Source organism: Kitasatospora sp. NPDC058063 (genome assembly GCF_042885395.1).
GTDB lineage: Bacteria > Actinomycetota > Actinomycetes > Streptomycetales > Streptomycetaceae > Kitasatospora > Kitasatospora lactacystinica.
On record NZ_JBHVSD010000016.1, the window covers coordinates 55,847 to 76,271 of the forward strand.

The following is a 20,425-nucleotide window of genomic DNA, read 5'->3' on the forward strand; positions in this document are numbered from 1 at the left end:
ATCCGGGGCCGGGAGACCCTGCCGGTGCGCCGGCGCCGTGTCCGCGGGTCCTTGCGCGCGCGTCCGATCGGGTGCACCTGGCGCAGCGTTCAGACGAAAACACCGGTGGGTCGCCGCCGCTCGCGGCTTCGAGGAGAACACTCCGAGGGTTGTCTTTATGGTCATGTGATGAAAGGACTGACGTGAAGCCCAGTCAGCATCCGACAGCTGCCGTCGGCTGGGGACGAAAACTCGGCAGGGTGATGGGATCCGCCCTGGCCCTGACGCTCGTCCCCTTCGGCATGTCGCTCGTCGCACCGACGGCCGCCTACGCGGCCGGCCTCCCGGGAGGCCTCGGGCCCTGCCTGGGCGCGGACTGCCCGGCGACGTTCCCGCCGGTCAACAACGGGCCCTTCGCGGGGCGCGACGCCGGCGTGAACATCTTCGTCGGCGGCGACTTCAACGTCAGCGGCTCGGCCGCCGAGGCCGAGGGGCACGTGGTGACCCTCGGCTCCTTCAGCATGAACAAGGCCGCCGGAGTCAGCTCCGTCTACAACATCGGCATCGTCGGCGTCGGCTCGCGCGTCCCCCCGCCGGACGGGGCCGACTTCCTCACCGCCGGAGGCAACGTCACCGTGGCCCCGGGGCAGTCGCTCCTGGCCGAGGGAGGCGTCGTCCGCTACGCGGGCACGGCCACCGGCACCATCACCGGCACCAAGGTCCAGGACCCGCGGGCCGTGGCCGCCTACACGCCGCTGCGCGGCGAGCTGCAGACGGCCAGCGCCTGCTACGCCGGGGTCGGCACGCCCCGCCCCGCCACCGGAACCGCCGTCAACCAGGGGTTCCAGACCCTGTTCACCGGCGACGGCACCTCCGCCCTCCAGGTCTTCAACGTCGACTTCGACATCGTCGGGCGCGGCGGCTCCACCCAGGGCGTCGCGTTCGCCGGAATCCCCGCGAACGCGACCGTGCTCGTCAACCTCGTGGGCGGCGCCCGCACCATCAACACCTACAGCGGCAGCCTCCAGGACACCGACCCCTGGAACCAGCTGCGCGAGCGACTGCTGTGGAACTTCCCCACCGCGACGACCGTCACCCTCACGGGATCGGGGCAGTTCCAGGGCAGCGTGCTGGTCGGCAACCCGGCCAGCACCGCCACGATGAGCCTGCCCGGGCTGAACGGACGGTTCTTCACCACCGGCACCCTGCTGCACAACTCCGGTTCGGGCATGACCGGGACCGAGTTCCACGCCTACCCCTTCAACGGCGACCTCCCGGACTGCGGCAACCCCCCGGCTCCCACCGGGTCGACCAGTGTGACGAAGGTCGACTCCGCGACCTCGCAGCCGCTGGCGGGTGCCACCTTCCAGCTGTGGCGTGAGACCAACGGCGTCGCGGGCCTGCAGACCTCGGGGACCACCCCGGACACCAAGGTGGGCGCCCCCTGCACCACCGGGAGCAACGGCCTCTGCACCACCGCCGACCTGCCGCTGGGCACCTACTACTGGCAGGAGACGGCGGCTCCGCCCGGCTACGACCTGCCGCAGCCCGCGGTGACGACCGTGGTCCTCGACACCAACGGCCAGAACGTCCCGGTCACCGCCCGGGACACCCGGAGCCCGGTCGTCGAGACCGGCTCCACCAGCGTGACGAAGATCGACTCGGCGACCTCGCAGCCACTGGCGGGCGCGACCTTCCAGCTGTGGCACGAGACCAACGGCGTGCCCGGTCTGCAGACCTCCGGGGCCAACCCCGACACCGCCGTCGGCTCCCCGTGCGTCACTCCGGCGTCGGGCGTCTGCTCGGCGAGCGGCCTGCCGCTGGGCACGTACTACTGGCAGGAGACCGCCGCGCCCCCCGGGTACGAGCTGCCCGAGCTCAACGTCACCACCGTGGTGCTGAGCACCAACGGGCAGAGCGCCCCGGTCAACGTCGCCGACACCGGGTCCACCGCCCCCACCGGGTCCACCACCGTGACGAAGACCGACGCCGGGACGGGGCAGCCGCTGGCGGGCGCGACCTTCCAGCTGTGGCGCGAGACCAACGGCGTGCCCGGTCTGCAGACCTCCGGGGCCAACCCCGACACCGCCGTCGGCTCCCCGTGCGTCACTCCGGCGTCGGGCGTCTGCACGGCGGACGGCCTGCCGCTGGGCACCTACTACTGGCAGGAGGTCTCGTCGCCCGACGGGTACGAGCTGCCCGAGCTCAACGTGACCACCGTGGTGCTGGACATGAACGGGCAGCACACCCCGGTCGGCGTCGCCGACACCCAGACCACCGCTCCCACCGGTACCACCGGCGTCACCAAGGTCGACTCCGTCACCGGGCGGCCGCTGGCAGGTGCCTCCTTCCAGCTGTGGCGCGAGAGCAACGGCGTGGCCGGTCTGCAGACCTCCGGGGCCAACCCCGACACCGCCGTGGGTTCCGCGTGCGTCACGCCGGCGTCGGGCGTCTGCTCGGCGGACGGCCTGCCGCTGGGGACGTACTACTGGCAGGAGACGGCGGCTCCGCCCGGCTACGACCTGCCGCGGCCCGCGGTGACGACGGTGGTCCTCGACACCGGTGGGCAGAACATCCAGGTGACCGTCCGGGACGGGAAGACACCCGCTCCGAGCGGGTCGACCTCCGTCACCAAGGTCGACGCCGGTACGGGCCGGCCGCTGGCGGGCGCGGTCTTCCAGCTGTGGCGCGAGACCAACGGCGTGCCCGGTCTGCAGACCTCCGGGCCGAACCCCGACACCGCCGTCGGCTCCCCGTGCGTCACCCCCGCGTCGGGAGTCTGCTCCGCGAGCGGTCTCCCGCTGGGCACCTACTACTGGCAGGAGGTCTCCGCGCCCGAGGGCTACAGCCTGCCGCAGCACGCGGTGACCGAGGTCGGGCTGAGCAAGGACTGCCCGTGCGTGGCGATCACGGTGGAGGACAGCAAGTGCCCGCCGCCGCCGTGCCCGCCCACCCCCTGCCCGCCGGGCGACGAGTGGAGTCCGTACGTGCGCTACACGCCCGTGCCGGGCTTCCTGTGGGGCATGAACGCGTGAGCTCGTGACCGCGTGAGCTCGTGACCGCTTGAACTCGTGACCGTGTGAGATGACGACCCGGCCGGAGGAGCCCACGGGGCCCCTCCGGCCGGGCGGTGCCCGGGCCGGTGCCGCGGCGCTTCGGCGGGCCGGTCCCGGGGCCCTACGATGGCGCCATGAGCGGGAGCCTTCGGATATCAGGTGCACACCATGCGCAGGAGCATCGGGACGACGAGCGGCTGGAGGCCGCGGCCGGCATCCTGGCGCTGCTCGCGGACCGCACCCGGCTCGCCCTGCTCCAGCGGCTGAGCGCCGGTGAGGCCGACGTGACCACGCTGACCGAGGCGACCGGGGCCCCCCGGACGTCGGTCAGCCAGCACCTCGGCAAGCTCCGGCTGGCCGGCCTGGTCACGACCCGCAAGGACGGCAGGCGCGTCGTCTACGCGCTGCGCCACGGCCACCTGCGCCGGCTGGTCGACGAGGCGCTGAGCGTCGCCGACCACCAGATCGGCGAGCTTCCCCCGCACGACTGACCCGTACCTTCCGGCTCCGCGGCCCGTGCCCTCCGGGGTGCGGGCCGCCTTTTCGTCAACATGTGCACATGCGTGCACATGTTGACCTATCCTGGTCGTGTCGTCCTGCCGCGCCCAGTCCGAGCGGGGTCCCCCATGCTGTCCGTGCTGCGCAACCGCACCTATCTGCACCTGTTCGCCGCCCAGATCGTCGCCCTGGTGGGCACCGGCCTCGCCACCGTCGCGCTCGGCCTCCTCGCGTACGACCTCGCCGGAGCGGACGCCGGATCGGTGCTCGGCACCGCACTGGCGATCAAGATGCTCGCGTACGTCGGCATCGCCCCGGTGGTCACCGCGCTGGCCCACCGCATCCCGCGCCGACGCCTGATGGCCGCCTCCGACCTCACCCGGGCCGGCGTCGCCCTCACCCTGCCCTTCGTCACCGAGGTGTGGCAGGTCTACGTCCTGATCTTCGTGCTGCAGTCCGCCTCGGCGGCCTTCACCCCGGCCTTCCAGTCGGTGATCCCCGAGGTGCTGCCCGAGGAGCGCGCGTACACCCGCGCCCTGTCGCTGTCCCGGCTCGCCTACGACACCGAGAGCCTGGTCAGCCCGGTGCTCGCGGCCGCCCTGCTCGCGCTGATCAGCTACAACTGGCTGTTCTGGGGCACCGCTGCCGGGTTCCTCGCCTCCGCCGTCCTGGTGGTCTCCGCCGCCCTGCCGAAGCGGGTCCGGCCGGAGCCGGTCGGGCAGGGCGGCCCGGAGCCGACCCGGCCGGAGCCGTTCCGGTCGAAGCAGGACCGGGCGCGGCCCGGTGGGGGCGTCCTCGCCCGGTCCGTCCGCGGCACCCGGCTGTTCCTCGCCGTGCCCCGGCTGCGCGCGATGCTCGCCCTGGACCTCGCGGCGGCCGCCGCCAGCGCGATGGTGATCGTCAACACCGTGGTCTACGTCCGCGGCCCGCTCGGCCGCCCCGCCACCGACGTCCCGATCGCGCTCGGCGCCTACGGGGCCGGGTCGATGGTCGTGGCGCTGCTGCTGCCCCGGGTGCTGGACCGGCTGCCCGACCGGACCGTCATGCTCCCGGCGGCCTTCGGCATCGTCGGCCTCTTCGGCCTGCTCGCCGCGCTCACCGCCGCCGGACCCGGCGCCTGGCGCTGGCCCGTCCTGCTCGCCGTCTGGGCGGCGTTCGGCGCGGTCGGCTCGCTGATCCTCACCCCCACCGGCCGGGTCCTGCGCGACTCGGTGGCCGCCGAGGAACTCCCCGCCGTCTTCGCCGCCCAGTTCTCCCTCTCCCACGGCTGCTGGCTGCTCACCTACCCCCTGGCCGGCTGGCTCGGCGCCACCCTGGGCCTCACCGCGGCCTCCGCCGCCCTCGGCGCCGTGGCGCTCGCCTCCGGTGTACTCGCCGCCCGCGCCTGGCGCGCGGTGCCCGGGACGACGGGCCCGGCCGCGGTGGCGGCGAGCGGGAAACGCGGTGGCGCCACCGTCCCCGGCTGACCGGACGGACACCTGGTGCGGGGGCCCCGACCCGGGTGTCCCGGAAGGCGGTCGGCGCCCTGCCGTCCGGTGCGGCGGCCGTGGGCAGGATCGATCTCGTGGCGGGGCGGTCGCACCGGGTGTTCCGCGACCCGGCGAACGCCACCTCGCGCGCGGTGAACGCGGGGACGCCGGCCTTCCCCGGCGCACGTGTCTGCGGGTTCTCAATGGGGCGTCGGGCAGAGCCGTCGCAGCGGGTGGCCGGGGCGAGGGCCGGTACGGCGGGCGCGGGGGTTCACCCGGGTGCGGCGCCGGGTTCGGGCGGTACGACGACGACGGGGAGGCGGGCGTGGTGGACGATCTCGGTGCTGGTCGAGCCGAGGGCGAGCCGGCCCCAGCGGCCGGCACCGCGGGTGCCGACCACCAGCAGACCGGCGTCCTGGCTCTCCTCCAGCAGGACCTGAGCGGGGCGGCCGTGCTCGCAGCGCACCTCGACCTCGACGTACGGTTCGCCGACCTGCTGGCGCAGCTCCTCGACCAGGTCCGTCACCTCGCGGGCGACGGCGTCGTGCAGGTGCGGCTCCGGATCGCCGCTGGGGCGGAACCAGCCCGTCATGGCCCGGTCCGGCGGATCGGCGTGCCGGCCGCCGAAGGCGCAGACGGCCCGTACGCCGACTCTCCGTAGCTGTGCCTCGCGAAGGGCGAAGAGCACGGCCCTGCGGGAGGGCTCCGAGCCGTCCGTACCGACGACGATCGGCCCGGCGGGACGTGACGCGGGTGAGCTGTTCACGGGGACCTCCAGGAGGTGAGGCCTGGCAGCGGACCGACAGGCTCGGCGTATCCGGCGGATCCGGTGGATCTGCGACTCGGCGACTCGGCGACGCGGTGAATCGGCGGATCCGGGGAGGCGCTGGGACCGGCGCGTCCACTGCTTTCATGATCCTCCGGCAACGGCGCGGCGGCATGTCCGTACTCCTCCGTCGGCCGGGTCCGGCCGGGCCGGGCCGCGCTGCGCGCCGACCGCCCGCGGCGTGATCTCCCCGGGCGGCGAACAGCTGCCGGGCGGTTGCGCCGTCGCTCGGCCGGCGGCGTCGGTGCAGCTCAGGGGCGTGGGCCGGAACCCGCCGGGGTCGGCCGGGCCCGTTCGCGCTCTTGTCATGCCCAAGTTTGACGGACTGTTACCAGCCGGTAGTCTCTGGGTGTCTCGTAGGCGAACAGCACAACGCCTGTCATGTTCTGAAGGATCCTCACGTGTACCGACCCGGCTCCCGCCGACCCCGCCGCGCTCTGCGCGGTGCCCTCGCCGCCGTCGCGGCCAGCACCCTGCTCACCGTCCTGCCGGCCGCGCCGTCCCACGCCGACCCCGCGCCCGCGCAGGGCACGGACACCGCCCACCTCGACGCCGTCGAGCAGGTGCTGCGCCAGGTGTCGCCCGGCCTGGAGGGCACCGTCTGGCAGCGCACCGACGGCAACGCCCTGGCCGGCGCCGACCGTGCCGGCGGCCCCGCCGACTGGCTGTTCCAGACGCCCGCCTGCTGGGGCGACGCCACCTGCGCCGACCGGCCCGGCACCCGCGCGCTGCTCGCGAAGATGACCGCCGACGTCTCCGCCGCCACCCGGACCGTCGACGTCTCCACCCTCGCGCCGTTCCCCGACGGCGGATTCGAGGAGGCCCTGGTCGCCGGGCTCAAGGCCTCGGTCGCCGCCGGGCACCGCCCGGTCGTGCGCATCCTGGTCGGCGCGGCGCCGCTGTACAACGCCAACGTGCTGCCGTCGCGCTACCGGGACGAGCTGGTCGCCAAGCTCGGACCGGCCGCCTCCTCGGTCAGCCTCAACATCGCCTCGATGACCGCCTCGCGCACCGCCTTCTCCTGGAACCACTCCAAGCTCCTGGTGGTCGACGGGCGCACTGTCCTCACCGGCGGCATCAACGGCTGGAGCAAGGACTACCTCGACACCGCGCACCCCGTCTCGGACGTCGACCTCGCGCTCACCGGCCCCGCCGCGACCTCCGCCGGCCGCTACCTGGACACCCTGTGGGAGTGGACCTGCGGCCGGACCGGCCTGTTCGACAACGCCTGGTTCGCCTCCTCGGACGGCGGCGCCTGCCGCCCGTCGATCGAACGCGAGCTCAACCCGCCCGCCCCCGCCGCCGGGAACGTCCCGGTGATAGCCGTTGGCGGCCTCGGCGTCGGCATCAATGACGCGGACCCCTCCTCCCGCTACCAGCCCGGCCCCGTCCCCGGTGCGGCGGACGCCAAGTGCGGCCCGCTGACCCTGCACGACAACACCAACGCCGACCGCGACTACGAGACCGTCAACCCCGAGGAGAACGCCCTGCGCGCCCTGGTCGGCAGCGCCCAGCGGCACGTCGAGATCTCCCAGCAGGACCTGAACGGCACCTGTCCGCCGCTCTCGCGCTACGACTCCCGGCTCTACGACACGCTGGCCGCCAAGCTGGCCGCCGGGGTCAAGGTGCGGATCGTGGTCAGCGACCCGGCCAACCGGGGCACCGTGGGCAGCGGAGGCTACTCGCAGATGAAGTCCCTCGCCGAGATCAGCGACGTCCTGAAGGCCAGGCTCACCGCGCTCACCGGCGACCAGGGCAAGGCCGCCGCGGCCCTCTGCGGCAACCTCCAGCTCGCCTCCTTCCGCGCCGCCCCCACCGCCACCTGGGCCGACGGGCACCCGTACGCGCTGCACCACAAGCTGGTCTCGGTCGACGACTCGGCCTTCTACATCGGCTCGAAGAACCTGTACCCGGCCTGGCTGCAGGACTTCGGCTACATCGTCGAGAGCCGCGGCGCGGCCGCGCAGCTCGACCGCGACCTGCTCGGCCCCGAGTGGCAGTACTCGCAGGCCGCCGCGACCGTCGACTGGTCCACCGGGACCTGCCGCGCCTGACGTCTGACGCCCGGCGCCTGCCGTCCGGCCGGCGGGCTCCCTGTTTCCGGAATCCCGGGACGGGGAGCCCGCCGTCCGCGGTCGCCCGCCGCGGGCGACGAGCGGAGATTCGACTTCTCGTTCGAGGGGCGGGAGGGCGATGGCGGGATCGCCCATGTGTCATGGCGCGAAAGTATCTTGATGGACCGTCACAGCCGGTGAAAGCGTGGGCACGAACCGTGTTGATCGTGTGGCCGCCGGTGACCCCGCGGCCACCGGGTGTGAGGTGGAAGCTTGACGGAGACGCAGCACCTGGCGAAGGTCTACAGCGACCGCGCCTACGTGCACACCACGACCGTGCGGCACCAGGGCAGCACGGTCGCGTTCGCGATGGACGACCAACGGCGCATCGTCTACAGCGTCCTGGACCTGTCGCAGCACGACGAGGCGAAGGGCGAGGCCGACGCGGCGTACTGGTCGGAGGACCCGCTGCAACTGCGCTTCCCCTCCGAGGTGGCGCGGGTCGGCTACGCGGTGGCGGGCACGGTGCGGATGCCCGTCGTCAAGCGCGGCGGGCGGGTCGAGGCGGACGCGGCGGAGCGGCTGGACGAGCAGGAACTGGACCGGTTCCTGTCCAGCACCGCGCGGCTCGGCGCCGCCGCCCCCTTCCACGTCCTCTCCGACGGCACCCACCTGTACGTGCTGCGCCAGTCGGTGCGCGCCGACCACCCCGACGCGGTGTTCCGGCTCGCCGACGGCGCCGGTTCCTCGGGCGACCCGGCGCGCACCGACTACCTGGCCAAGGGCGGCGAGGCCAAGGCCGCGGTGGTCGACGCCACCCTGCTGTGCGACCGCTTCGTCCTGGCCGGCGGCGAGCTGAAGCCGGTGCTGGAGGTCCGCTACCGGCGCAGCCGGCACAAGGGCCGCCCGGACTCCGCCAAGGACAGCCTCGGCACCCAGGACATGGAAGGGCAGCCGTTCGTCGAGCCCACCCAGGAACTGTCCTTCGTCCGCAACCTCTCCGAGGGCCGCTTCACCGCCCTGCTGGTCCCCACCGCCGTGCACGGCCGGGAGCGCTGGCAGGTCTTCGCGCACAACGACGCCACCGGCCGGATCGACGGCTTCAGCGTCGAGCGCAGCCGGGACGGCCTGTTCAACACCCAGGGCACCCAGGCCTGGACCAGCCCCGACCCGCGCTACCGGAGCGCCGTCCACGAGGGCGCGCCCGGCACCTGCCCGTTCACCGGCAGGCCGCTGGTGCCCGCGGCGGGCGAGGGCGGCCGCGCCGGGACGGCGCTGCGCTTCGACGGCGACGACGACGTGGCCGAACTCCCGAACAGCGCCCTCGACCTGGCCGACCGCGACTTCACGGTGGAGTTCTGGGCCCGGCGCACCGCCACCGGCGGCCGCGAGGACTTCCTGATCGGCCACGGCGCCTCCAAGGGGGTCCGGCTGCGCACCCTGCACATCGGCTTCCGCGGCGACGACACCTTCACCTTCGCCTTCTACGGCGACGATCTGAACGTCCCGCAGCGCACCACGGACACCGACTGGCACCACTGGGCCTGCGTCTTCGTCCGGGACACCTGCGAGCAGATCGTCTACCGCGACGGCGTCGAACTCGGCCGCCGCACCACGGACATGCCGTACGCCGGCCTCGGCGGGCTCACCCTCGGACGCGGCATCCGCTCGTACGGGCGTGGCGAACTGGACGAGGTGCGGATCTGGTTCCGCGCGCGCGGCGGCGCGGAGATCGCCGCCGACCGCGGCCGCCGCCTGATCGGCAGCGAGCCGGGCCTGGCCGCCTACTACCGCTTCGACGAGGGCTCCGGCACCACGCTGCACGACCAGACCGACCACGCCCGGCACGCCGCTCTGAGCGGCGGACCCTCCTGGGTCACCTCCGAGGCCCCGGTCGGCGAGGACCCCGGGGTGAGCCGCAGCAGCTTCGCCTTCACCGGGCGCCGGGTGCTCTCCGGCCTGTCCGCGCTGCTGCACCACCAGCAGGAGACCGCGCCGGCCGGCTACGACCAGACGTCCAAGCCGGTCAAGCGCCAGGCCAGGGTGCTGCTCGCCTGCACCACCGGCGGGCCCGACCCGGTGACCGGCCAGGCCACCGACGAGGCCTACGTCGCCACCGTGGACCTCGGCGTGGGCCGGGACGGCCGGCTGGCCCAGGTGCCGGAGGAGCTGGTCCTGCCGGTGCTGGCCGCGCCGGAGTCCAGCGGGAACGTGGAGGCGGCCGGCGAGGTGGACGCCCAGGTGGCCCGGCTGACCCGGGACATCGCGGGCTCCGAGGCCGAGATCACCCGCCTCCAGCTGGAGACCGCCGAGATCCCCGACGTCGAGCGCCAACGCGCCGAGGTGCGCGCCGAGTTGGAGAGCGACGTCACCTACTGGCGCTACCGGCTGCGGTTCAAGCTGCAGAAGGACGGCAAGGACCAGTACCTCGCGGTGGAAGGCGACCGCAAGGACAGCGTCGCCCCGCTGGTGCGTACCGCCGACCGGCAGGCCGCGTCCACGATCTGGACCTTCGAGCCGACCGGCACCACGCTCAATGGCTACGCCTGCTGTTTCGTCAGGAACGCCAACTCCGGACTCGACATGAACGTCGACAACCGGAGGACCGGCAACGACATCCCCCTGATCCAGTACCGCCGGGAGGCCGACAACGCCGCCACCCACTTCGCGCTCGACGGCTGGAACGGCAACAGCCTGGTGGCCCGGCACAGCTACCAGCTGGTCGCGGCCCGGGACAGCCAGGGCGACCGCATCGTCCAGTACGACTACGCGACGGCCAAGGACTCCGGCGAGGGCGTCCTGATCCTGGAGCGGATCGACAACTCGCTGAAGTCCAGCCCCACCACCGACCGGCTGAGCCGGCAGATCTCCGAGTTCACCCAGCGCCTGGAACTCCTCGGCACCAAGCAGGACCGGCTCGCCCAGCTGCGCCGCGACCTGGCCGCCCAGCAGGCCGGCCTCGCCGCCAAGCGGGAGGAGCTGGGCCGGCTCACCGGCGGCGTGCGCGGCTCCGACGACATCGCCCTGCCGGTGCCGCAGCTGACCGTCGACCGCACCGGGCTGAGCGGTTCCGGCGCGCTGCTGGGCTTCGCCCGCGCCGCCGACCGCCCGTTCCTGCTGGACAGCGCCACCGGCAACGTCGTGCTCTACTTCCGGGGCGGCAACGGCCAGTTCTTCGCCGCCTACTACGACAGCCAGGTGCTGCGCTCCTCGCGGCAGCTGGCCGCCGGCGGACGGACGGTCTCCTTCACGGCCCGGGACGCGGGCACCGACCTCACCGGCACCGGGATCACCGTCGAGGCCGGGGACGGCCCGACGCAGGTCACCCTCACCATCCGGCACGACGGGCAGACCGAGAAGTGGTCGCACCTGCCCCGCCGGGCCGAGGACTTCGCCGCCGTGGTGAACGGCGCGGCCGAGCAGCCCGTGACGATCGCCACCGTGCTGCGGATCGACGGCGACGTCGTGCAGTTCACCGAGGGCACCCTCGCCCCGCTGGCCGGCCCCGGCTTCGTGACCGTCGGCGGCCACGGCTTCCGCTTCGAGGGCAGCCACCCGGCCGGGTCGAAGTCGCTGCGCCTGGGCGCGGGCGCGGAGTTGACCCTGCTGAAGCCCGGGATGAGCGTGCAGCGGGTGCGCTACGACCACCGCTGGTCCGAGTCCTCGCAGCCCGGCAGCACCCTCGCCGAGGGCTCCCGGCTGATCACCGTCGACCCCGGCGGCCTGGCCGAACTGCCGCTGGGCAGCGCGGACGGCCTGGCGCGCGGCCACGGCGGGCGCTGGCGGGCCGACATGCCGGGCCGGGCCTACGCCTTCGACGGCAAGGGCCGCTTCCTCGCCCTGCCCGCCGGGCAGCTGCCCCGGGCCACGACCCCGGGCGACCTCACCCTGGAGGCCTGGGTCAATCCGGAGCGGGCCGAAGGCCCGGTGCGGCTGCTGCACGCCAACGCCGGGGACACCCCGTACGGCCTCGGCCTGCTCGGCACCCAGGTGACCTCGGGGCTGGTCTTCGACGGCACGGACGACGCCGCCGTGGTGCCCGAGGCCTTCGGCTTCGGCGACGGCGACTTCACGGTGGAGTTCTGGGCCCAGCGAACCAAGATCGACAGTCGGCCGCACATGGTGCTCGGGCACAGCGGTGCCGAGGGGCGCGCCAACGAGACCCTGCAGATCGGCTTCCGCAAGAACGGCTTCTTCACGTTCGCCTTCTACGACGACGACCTGGACACCACCAAGCGGTTCTCCGACACCAAGTGGCACCACTGGGCCTGCGTGTTCCAGCGGGAGACCCGCCAGCAGGTGATCTACCTGGACGGCCAGGAGATCGCCCGGCGCACCGCCAACGCCCCGTACCGAGGGCAGGGACGGCTCTCGCTGGGCACCGTGCTGTGCTGGCCCGGCGAGTTCGCCGCCGTCCGGCTGGACGAGGTCCGGCTCTGGTCCAAGGCGCGTGGCGGCGACGAGCTGCGGGCCGGCCAGGGGCGGCGGCTGACCGGCAACGAGGCGGGGCTGCTCGGCTACTGGACGTACACGGCGCCCGTCCCCGGCACCGCAGCCGTCCTGACCGACCGCTCCGGGAACGACCGGCACGCCGAACTGCGCGGCATGCCGAAGCCCGTCCCGGCCCGCTCGCCGATCGCCGACGGCGGCCACCGGGTCGTCGCGGCCGTCGGCGACCGCCGGGTGGTCAGCCGGGAGACCTTCCCGCTGCGCGAGTGGAGCCACCTCGCCCTGGCCTACCAGCAGTCCTGGGCCGTCGAGTTGACCGGCGACGCCCACCTGGAGGTGCCGGACGACGACGCGCTGGACATCGCCGACGACCTGACCCTGGAGGTGTTCGCCCGGGTCGACCGGCTCGGCGAGACCCAGGGCCTGCTCTCCAAGGGCTGCACCGCCGACGGCATCGGCGGCAGCGTGCCGTACCGGCTGGCCGTCCTCCCGGACGGGCGGCTGGAGTTCGCCTTCGAGGAGCCCGACGGCCGCGCCGTGCGCTTCACCTCCACCGAGGGCGTGCGGGCCGGGCAGTTCCACCGCATCGCCGTGGTCCGCAAGGGCGGCCGCTCGATGCAGGAGCAGAAGGGCACCCAGCAGATCACCGCCACCGGCGCCGACGGCAAGCCGGTCACCCGGAGCGTCGAGCTGGTCGAGTCGCTCGCCGTGCGCGAGTGGCAGGACATCCGCTTCCACCTGGACGGCCGGGAGATCGGCACCGGCCGCTACGAGGGGCCCGGGCCGCGCGGCAACGACGCGCCGCTGGAGCTCGGCCGGGCCCGCGAGGGCGCCACCGTCCAGCAGCTGACCGGGGTGCTCGCCGAGGTCCGGATCTGGGGCGCCGCCCGGGACGCCGCCCGGCTCGGCACCGCCGTCTCCGCCCGGGACCGCGGCCTGGTCGCGCACTGGCGCTTCGAGGAGAACGCGGGCGGCACCACGGCCGACGCCACCGGCTCGCACCCGGCCCGGCTGCGCGGCGCCCGCTGGGTCCGCAACCCCGACCCGCGCGGCAGCGTCTTCCGGCTGTACCGCAACGGCGTCGCCGTGGCCTGCGACCCGGCCGACACCGCGGGCCTGCCCGACACCGCCGCCTTCGCCGCCGCCGGCGACCCGCAGCTGACCCTGGGCGCGGTGCTCAAGCGGGGCAAGCCCGCCGAGGCGTTCGACGGCGTGCTGGAGGAGGTGCGGATCTGGCGCACCGCCCGCACCCACGAGCAGCTGCTGGACAACCTGTTCACCCGGCTCAAGGGCGAGAAGGAGGACCTGGTCGCCTACTGGCCGTTCGACCGGGACTCCACCGAGGCGGGCGCCGCCCAGGTCCGCGACGAGGGCCTGCGCGGCAACCACCTGGAGTTCGGCCCGGAGGCCACCCGCCCGCGCACCGTGCTGTCCAGCGCGCCGGTCTCCAACGACGCCGCCCAGGTCCGCTCCGCCCTGGCCGGCCTGCGCACCCCGTTCCACCAGAGCATCGGCGCCGCACCGGCCGTCGCCGAGTACGCCGACATGCAGTACGGCTCGCGCGGCGAGGCGTTCGGCGTCCTCAAGCGCGCCTACAGCTACCTCCAGGACGGCCGCTGGCACCTCGTCACCGGCTACAAGGTTGGCGAACTGGTCAGCGAATGGGTCAGCCAGATCCAGTTCGACCCCCAGCTGATCGGCTACGTCGAAGGCGCCCCGCCGATCCCCTCGGAGAACCTCACCGCGGGCCTGACCGACCCCGGCAGCGACACCTTCGAGGGCGCCTCCACCGTCAAACTCACCGAGGCCGAACAGGTCGTCCGCTCGCTGTCCTCCGCCAAGGAGCGCAGCGTGGACGCCGCCTTCGGCTTCGCGCTCTCCAACGAGGTCGACGTCGACGTCTGGATGATCACCGCCCCGCTCGGCTTCGGCATCGCCAAGTCCATCGCCAAGGGCGGCGTCTCGGCGAGCGTGCGCGGCAACCTGGAGTTCTCCAACAGCTGGGCCGAGGACACCTCCGTCTCCCAGGGCGAGAACACCGCCCGGACCACCAAGGTCGCGCTCACCGGCCACTGGGAGGACCCGGGCCGGGTGCTCAACCCCACCGCCGGGCGGCGGTACGTCCCGGCCAACACCGGCTTCGCCGTCGTCCAGTCGCAGACCGCCGACGTCTTCGCGCTGCGCCTGGCGCACACCGGCTCCCTCGTCGCCTACCGCATCCAGCCCAACCCGGACATCCCCAAGGACTGGAACGTCGTCCCCTTCCCGATCAACCCGCGCTACACCAAGCAGGGCACCCTGGACGGCACCGTCGGCTTCGACGAACGCGGCAAGGTCGCCGACCCCGACTACCAGGGCGCCCGCGAACGGGGCGAGTACAGCTACTTCAAGCCCCGCGAGGCGTACGCGCTCAAGCGCCGCATCCAGCGCGACCAGCAGCGCCTGCACAGCTACTACGACAGCGTCTCCACCGAGACCCACGCCCCCGACCCGCTCGCCCAGCGGGCCGGCCGGGTGCTCGGCGGCGCCATCGGCGCGGACGCCTCGCCGGCCCGCGGCCGGGACTCCGCCGACAGCGCCACCGGTCAGGGCTTCTCCCGCCGCGACCTGGTCAACACCTACGTGTGGACGGCCGCCGGGGGCTTCTTCGCCGAGACCACCGAGACCACCGACGTGGTCAGCGAGACCACGGCCGGCTCGTACTCGCTCTCCGGCTCCGTGGGCACCTCGATCGGCACCTCCTTCCAGATCGCCGGCATCGGCGTCGGCGCCCAGCTCGACGCCTCCGTGGGCGGCGGGATGACCGCCACCCGGGCCCGCGGCAAGGAGGCCACCCGCTCCTTCGGGCTGGAGGTGGAGGTCGCGCCCAGCGGCAACCTGCAGAGCTACGACACCGACCGCAACCCGGTCTTCGACCGGGACGGAAACCCCGTCAAGGTGCCGGGCAAGGTGGACGCCTACCGCTTCCTCAGCTTCTACCTCGGGGAGGACAGCGAGCACTTCGACAGCTTCTTCCACAAGGTCGTCGACCCGGCCTGGCTGGAGAACGGACACGACCCCAACGCGGCGGCGCTGCGCCAGGCCCGACAGGCCGACCGCAAGCCGCCGTGCTGGCGGGTCCTGCACCGGGTCACCTTCGTCAGCCGGGTCCTGCCCGACATCCCGCCGGCCGACGCGCCGGCGCTGGAGAAGGCCATGCGACAGCTGGACGTGGAGAGCAACTACGAACTCGTCCGCCGCCTCGACCCGTACGTGAAGTCCGCCGCCACCGGACTGCCCGAACTGGCCGAGGCCACCCGCGCGACGCTCGCCCGGGAACTGCCCGAGCTGCTCCCGCACGCGGACGACGTGATCGGGTTCCTCGCCCAGTACTACGGCGTGGAGGCCTGAGTCCGAGGTCCTGGTGCGGGCGACCCGTTCCGCGGCGCCCGCACCAGGACCGGACCCCGGGTCCGTCCGCCGCGCCGGCTCCGGCGCGCGCCATCGGCCCCTCGCGCCGGGCGCGTGCTCCCGGCCGGGCCGCGGTGGCGTGGGTAGCGTTGGCGGTCATGAACGAGGCGATGTCATGAGCCCCGCGGGGGAGCCCGCGGGGCCACCGGCCGAGGGGGACCTGCCGGGGCCCGGGCCGGACCCGGACGAACAGGCGGAGGGCGCGGCGGCGCAGCTGCGCGCCCTGGCGCGGTCGACGGACCGGCTGCAGGGGCTGCTGTCGGCGGTCCTGGCCATCGGCGGCGACCTGGACCTGCCCGCGGTGCTGCACCGCATCGTCACCACGGCCATGGACCTGGCCGGTGCCCGCTACGGCGCGCTCGGCGTCCTCGCCCCCTCCGGCGACCACCTGGAGCAGTTCGTCACCGCCGGCCTGACGGAGGAGGAGCGCTCGGCCCTCGCCGGAACCGGGTTCCCGCACGGGCGCGGAGTACTGGGCCAGTTGATCCGCCACCCCGAGCCGCTGCGCGTGGACGACATCCCCTCGCACCCGGCCTCGGTCGGCTTCCCCCCGGGCCACCCGCCGATGCGCACCCTGCTGGGCGTGGCGGTCACCGTCCGCGGCGAGATCTACGGCGACCTCTACCTCTCCGAGCGCGTGGACGGCCGGCCGTTCGACCAGGACGACGAGGAGATCGTGCGCGCCCTCGCGGGCGCGGCCGGCATCGCCATCGACAACGCCCGCCTGTTCGGCCACCTGCGCGACAGCGCGGAGCAGTTCCAGCGGCTGCTGCTGCCCACGCTGCCGGACCTGCGCCCGTTCTCCGGGGCCGCGGTCTACCGCACCGCCGCCGAACCGGCCGGAGTCGGCGGCGACTGGTACGACGCCGCCGTCCTGCCCGACCAGGCCTGCGCCGCCGTCATCGGCGACGTCGTCGGGCACGACCTGTACGCCGCCGCCGCCATGGCCCAGGCCCGCAACATGCTGCGCGCCCTGCTGTACGACCGGGGGAGCCCTCCCAGTTCGGTGCTGACCCGGCTCGACCTCACCGTGCGCGCCATCACCGACCTGCCCGTCACCACCGCCTGCCTGGCCCGGATCGAACCCGCCGCCGACGGCTGGACCGTCCACTGGAGCACCGCCGGCCACCCGCCGCCCCTCGTCCTCACCCCCGACGGCCGAGCCCGGTACCTGGCCGGCGAACCCGGCATCCCGCTGGGCATCGACCCCGAGCTCCACCGCCCCGACCACTCCGAGCCGCTGCCCGCGGGAAGCACCGTCGTCCTGTTCACCGACGGCCTCGTCGAACACCCCGAGCATCCCATCGACCGCGGCCTGGACGCCCTCGCCGAGCTCGCCGCCGCCCACGCGGGCGAACCCCTGGACGACCTCGTCCGCTTCCTCGCCGACCACCACCCCAGCGACGGCCACGACGACATGGCCGTCCTCGCCATCCGCACCCCCGCCGAGGAGCGGAGCGACCGGCGGCCGTAGCCCCGCCCCGGGGCCGACCGTCGACCCTCCGCTACTTCAGCAGGAAGTCGTACACCGCCTGTCGTCCGGCCGGGTTAACCGCCCGGTTCTGCACCGAGTGCGCCGCGCCCGGGACGATCACGATCTGCGGATGGTGCGCGAACTCGGACTGCTGGAAGAGCAGTTCATAGGGCGTGGCCAGGTCCCGGTCGCCGCCGAGCAGCAGCACCGGCACGTCGGGCAGCTTGCGGTGCGCCGGCGGGATCGGCGGGACGGGCTCGCGCGGCCAGTCCAGGCAGACCAGGAGGCTGCCGAGCCCGGTCGCGGTCGCCGGGTCGAACGGCCAGGTCTGCTCGGTGGTCAGCCGCTGCCGGGTGCGCTCCAGCGCGGCCGCCCGGCCCTCGACCGGGGTGTCGGTGGTGCCCCACGGGAAGCGCGAGTCGGCGCACAGGGTGGCGGAGTGCAGCCCCTGGCTGAGATCCTCGGCCGGGGCGGCGTCGACCTCCCGGTGGACGAGTTCGAAGAAGTCCTGGAGCTTCGCGGGCTGCCCGGCGGCGGCCTCGTGCAGGATTTCCGGGACCCCGCCGAAGTCCGGGTCGATGAACTCGTAGCCGGTGAGCGCACTCAGGACCTGCGCCCCGTTGCCGTACCGCCGAACGGTGGCGGCGAGGTCGGCGGCCGGGTCGGTGGTGCAGCCGGTGGCCCGGCAGGCGGCCCGCAGGATCCGGGCGCTCGCGGGCAGCGCGGCCAGGTCGAGGGGGTCGAAACCCTGGGGCGGCGCCACCGAGTCGAGCACCAGCCGGGCCACGTGCGCCGGGTGGGCGAGCGCGTACCGCTTCGCGACGATGGTGCCGTAGGAGACGCCGTCCAGGGTCAGGCGCCGGTCGCCGAGGGCGCGGCGCAGCAGGTCGATGTCGGCGACGGTGTCGGCGGTGCTGTAGTGGCGGGCGTCGGTGCCGAGGGCGGTGGCGCAGTCGGCGACGGACTGCTTGCGCGGCAGGGCGAGGTCGGAGGAGCCCATGTCCTCCTGGAGGCCGGGGCATTGGAGCGCGTTCCGGCCGGTGCCGCGCTGGTCGTACATGACCAGGCGGTAGTCCTTGAGGACGGGTTCCAGCTTGCCGGCGATCTGCTTGATCGCCGGGACGCTGGACTGGCCGGGGCCGCCGGTGAGGAACAGCAGGTCGCCCTTGGGGGCCTTGGTGTTGCCGGTGAAGGCGACCGCGAGGTCGAGGCTGCCGGGGGTGGCGCCGCTGTGGTCGAGCGGGACGGTGAGGGTCCCGCAGGTGAACTCGGGTGCGTCCGGGCAGGGTGCCTGCCCGGTGATCCCGCCGCCGCCGGCCAGGGCTTCGCCGCCGGTTAAGGCTCCGGCTCCGGCTGACGTTCCGGCTCCGGCCAATGCTCCGGCCAATGCTCCGGCTCCGGTGGAGGCGAGGGCGGGGGTCGCCAGGGTGGTGCCGGCGACCACCGCGAAGGCGCCCACCAGGGCGGCGATGCGGCCGCGTGTGCTCGTCATGTTCGTCCTTCCGCTCGCACCGCGTCCGTCCGGACACGGTCACGGAAGCAGCCTGCGCCCGGGGCGCGTCGATGGCGAGCGTTCGAGCGGGATCCGAGTGGGAACGAGCCGTCAGGGCCGGATGGCCCCGGAAGGCGGACCGGCGCCCTCCTGCGGGTGTTGCTCCGTCTCGGGCAGGGCGATGCCGACGAGGTCCAGCACCGCACCGAGTATCGGCGCACTGTCGTCACTCAGTGTGATCGGCGTTTGGCGGACGTCGTGAGGCGGGGTGCGGTGGCTTGCGCCTAGCGTGGCGTTCCGGGGGCGATCCGAGTACTTCCGCGGGTCGGGCCGTCCGGGAACCGGAGGCCCGGTCCGCCCTCCAGAAGGCATGTGCACATGAAGCTTCGGGCATGTTCGAACGCGCTGGTGACCACCGCGCTGACCCTCGGTCTGGCCGCTGCCGCGTCCCCGGCCGGCGCGGCGGACCCACCGCCGTTCCTGGACCGGCTGCACACCGTGTCCGCCGTCGCGTCCACCGTCCCCGAGAACGGCGACGTCAACCCGTACGGCACGTTCACCATCCAGGAGAGCGTCGGTGACCTGCACCGGGGCAACGTCCTGATCAGCAACTTCAACAACTCGGCCAACCTCCAGGGCACCGGCACCACCCTGGTCCAGGTGACCCCGGGCGGCAGCAGGACGACGTTCGCCACGATCGACCCGAACAACCTGCCCGGCCCCTGCCCCGGCGGGGTCGGCCTGACCACGGCGCTGACCGTCCTGCCCGGCGGCTGGGTCGTGGTCGGCAGCCTGCCCACCGCGGACGGCACGTCCGACACCGCCCAGGCCGGCTGCCTGCTGGTGCTCGACCGGCACGGAACCGTCCGGGAGACCATCGCGGGCGACGGCATCAACGGCCCGTGGGACATGACCGCCGTCAGCACCGGCAAGCGCAGCGAGCTGTTCGTCACCAACGTGCTCAACGGGACGGTCGCCGCCGGCGGCGCGGAGGTCGACCGGGGCACCGTCCTGCGGATCACTCTGTGCACCGAGGACGACCAGCCGCCGCAGCGGGTGGCCACCACCGAGATCGGCTCCGGGTTCCCCGAGCGGACGGACCCGGCGGCCCTGGTGGTCGGCCCGACCGGGGTCGGCCTCGGCCATGACGGCACGCTGTTCGTCGCCGACGCGGTGCTGAGCCGGATCACCGCGATCCCGCACGCGGTCGCCCGCACGGACAGCGCGGGCATCGGCCGGGTCGTCACCGAGGGCGGCGGCCTCAACGCCCCGCTGGGGCTGGCGATCACACCCCGGGGTGACATCCTCACGGTCAACGGCGGGGACGGCAACATCGTCGAGACGACCCCCGAGGGGCGGCAGGTGGCGATCAAGCAGATCAACAACGAGGGCACCCCGCCCGGCGCCGGCGCGCTCTTCGGTCTCGCGCTGGACCTCGACCAGGACGCCGTCTACTTCGTCAACGACGCGGACAACGCCCTCGACGTCCTTCACTGAGCGCGGGAACCAGGAGGAGCGGTGCACCGGCGGTGGTCGCGGCCGGTGCGCCGCGGCCTGCCCGCGGCGGGTGCACCGCGGCCCGCCCACGGCGGGTGGATCGGGCGCCTCCCCGGATCGCGCGCCTCCTGGGAACCGGCGTCTCCGTCGGTATTGTGCGGTTCCGGAAAACCGCGGACGA

The 20,425-nt window shown here is 73.9% G+C and carries 9 protein-coding genes; 7 read left to right on the forward strand and 2 right to left on the reverse strand.

Translation table 11 applies throughout. The features are described from left to right. Nucleotides 1–242 precede the first annotated feature (242 nt). The 3 genes from ACFVUY_RS26180 (at nucleotide 243) to ACFVUY_RS26190 (ending at nucleotide 4,999) form a co-directional block, all read left to right on the forward strand. A complete protein-coding gene (locus tag ACFVUY_RS26180) occupies nucleotides 243–3,014 on the forward strand; it encodes a SpaA isopeptide-forming pilin-related protein (protein WP_387734027.1) in 2,772 nt (923 codons plus the stop codon). Between the two features lie 155 nt (nucleotides 3,015–3,169). Beyond that, on the forward strand, nucleotides 3,170–3,526 hold the full coding sequence (locus ACFVUY_RS26185; protein WP_380540857.1) for an ArsR/SmtB family transcription factor: 357 nt from the start codon (nucleotides 3,170–3,172) through the stop codon (nucleotides 3,524–3,526). 135 nt (nucleotides 3,527–3,661) lie between these two features. After that, a complete protein-coding gene (locus ACFVUY_RS26190; RefSeq protein WP_387733768.1) occupies nucleotides 3,662–4,999 on the forward strand; it encodes an MFS transporter in 1,338 nt (445 codons plus the stop codon). A 274-nt stretch (nucleotides 5,000–5,273) separates the two neighbouring features. Here ACFVUY_RS26190 and ACFVUY_RS26195 read toward each other — a convergent pair whose 3' ends face one another. Beyond that, nucleotides 5,274–5,768 (reverse strand): universal stress protein, encoded by a 495-nt coding sequence (locus ACFVUY_RS26195; protein ID WP_387692194.1) that lies wholly within the window; start codon nucleotides 5,766–5,768, stop codon nucleotides 5,274–5,276. A gap of 461 nt (nucleotides 5,769–6,229) precedes the next feature. Between ACFVUY_RS26195 and ACFVUY_RS26200 the strand changes: the two genes are divergently transcribed. The 3 genes from ACFVUY_RS26200 to ACFVUY_RS26210 all read left to right on the forward strand — a co-directional run bounded on the left by ACFVUY_RS26200 (nucleotide 6,230) and on the right by ACFVUY_RS26210 (nucleotide 17,255). Continuing rightward, the gene (locus tag ACFVUY_RS26200; RefSeq protein ID WP_387733771.1) at nucleotides 6,230–7,882 is read left to right on the forward strand and encodes a phospholipase; all 1,653 of its coding nucleotides are present in this window, start codon (nucleotides 6,230–6,232) and stop codon (nucleotides 7,880–7,882) included. 273 nt (nucleotides 7,883–8,155) lie between these two features. Then, on the forward strand, nucleotides 8,156–15,721 hold the full coding sequence (locus tag ACFVUY_RS26205) for a LamG-like jellyroll fold domain-containing protein (protein WP_387733774.1): 7,566 nt from the start codon (nucleotides 8,156–8,158) through the stop codon (nucleotides 15,719–15,721). A 175-nt stretch (nucleotides 15,722–15,896) separates the two neighbouring features. Further along, nucleotides 15,897–17,255: a PP2C family protein-serine/threonine phosphatase gene (locus tag ACFVUY_RS26210; RefSeq protein WP_387733776.1), complete on the forward strand. Its 1,359-nt coding sequence runs from the start codon at nucleotides 15,897–15,899 to the stop codon at nucleotides 17,253–17,255. Nucleotides 17,256–17,286: 31 nt separating this feature from the next. Here ACFVUY_RS26210 and ACFVUY_RS26215 read toward each other — a convergent pair whose 3' ends face one another. After that, on the reverse strand, nucleotides 17,287–18,747 hold the full coding sequence (locus ACFVUY_RS26215; protein WP_387733779.1) for an alpha/beta fold hydrolase: 1,461 nt from the start codon (nucleotides 18,745–18,747) through the stop codon (nucleotides 17,287–17,289). A gap of 378 nt (nucleotides 18,748–19,125) precedes the next feature. On the opposite strand from ACFVUY_RS26215, the gene ACFVUY_RS26220 reads away from it, so the two are divergent. Next, nucleotides 19,126–20,244 (forward strand): hypothetical protein, encoded by a 1,119-nt coding sequence (locus ACFVUY_RS26220; RefSeq protein WP_387692185.1) that lies wholly within the window; start codon nucleotides 19,126–19,128, stop codon nucleotides 20,242–20,244. Nucleotides 20,245–20,425: the final 181 nt, after the last annotated feature.

Bases quoted from the DNA above. Each gene is read 5' to 3' on its own strand.
- ACFVUY_RS26215 (WP_387733779.1), bottom strand. From the start codon at position 18,747: ATGACGAGCACACGCGGCCGCATCGCCGCCCTGGTGGGCGCCTTCGCG.
- ACFVUY_RS26185 (WP_380540857.1), top strand. From the start codon at position 3,170: ATGAGCGGGAGCCTTCGGATATCAGGTGCACACCATGCGCAGGAGCAT.
- ACFVUY_RS26210 (WP_387733776.1), top strand. From the start codon at position 15,897: ATGAGCCCCGCGGGGGAGCCCGCGGGGCCACCGGCCGAGGGGGACCTG.
- ACFVUY_RS26180 (WP_387734027.1), top strand. From the start codon at position 243: ATGGGATCCGCCCTGGCCCTGACGCTCGTCCCCTTCGGCATGTCGCTC.
- ACFVUY_RS26220 (WP_387692185.1), top strand. From the start codon at position 19,126: ATGAAGCTTCGGGCATGTTCGAACGCGCTGGTGACCACCGCGCTGACC.
- ACFVUY_RS26190 (WP_387733768.1), top strand. From the start codon at position 3,662: ATGCTGTCCGTGCTGCGCAACCGCACCTATCTGCACCTGTTCGCCGCC.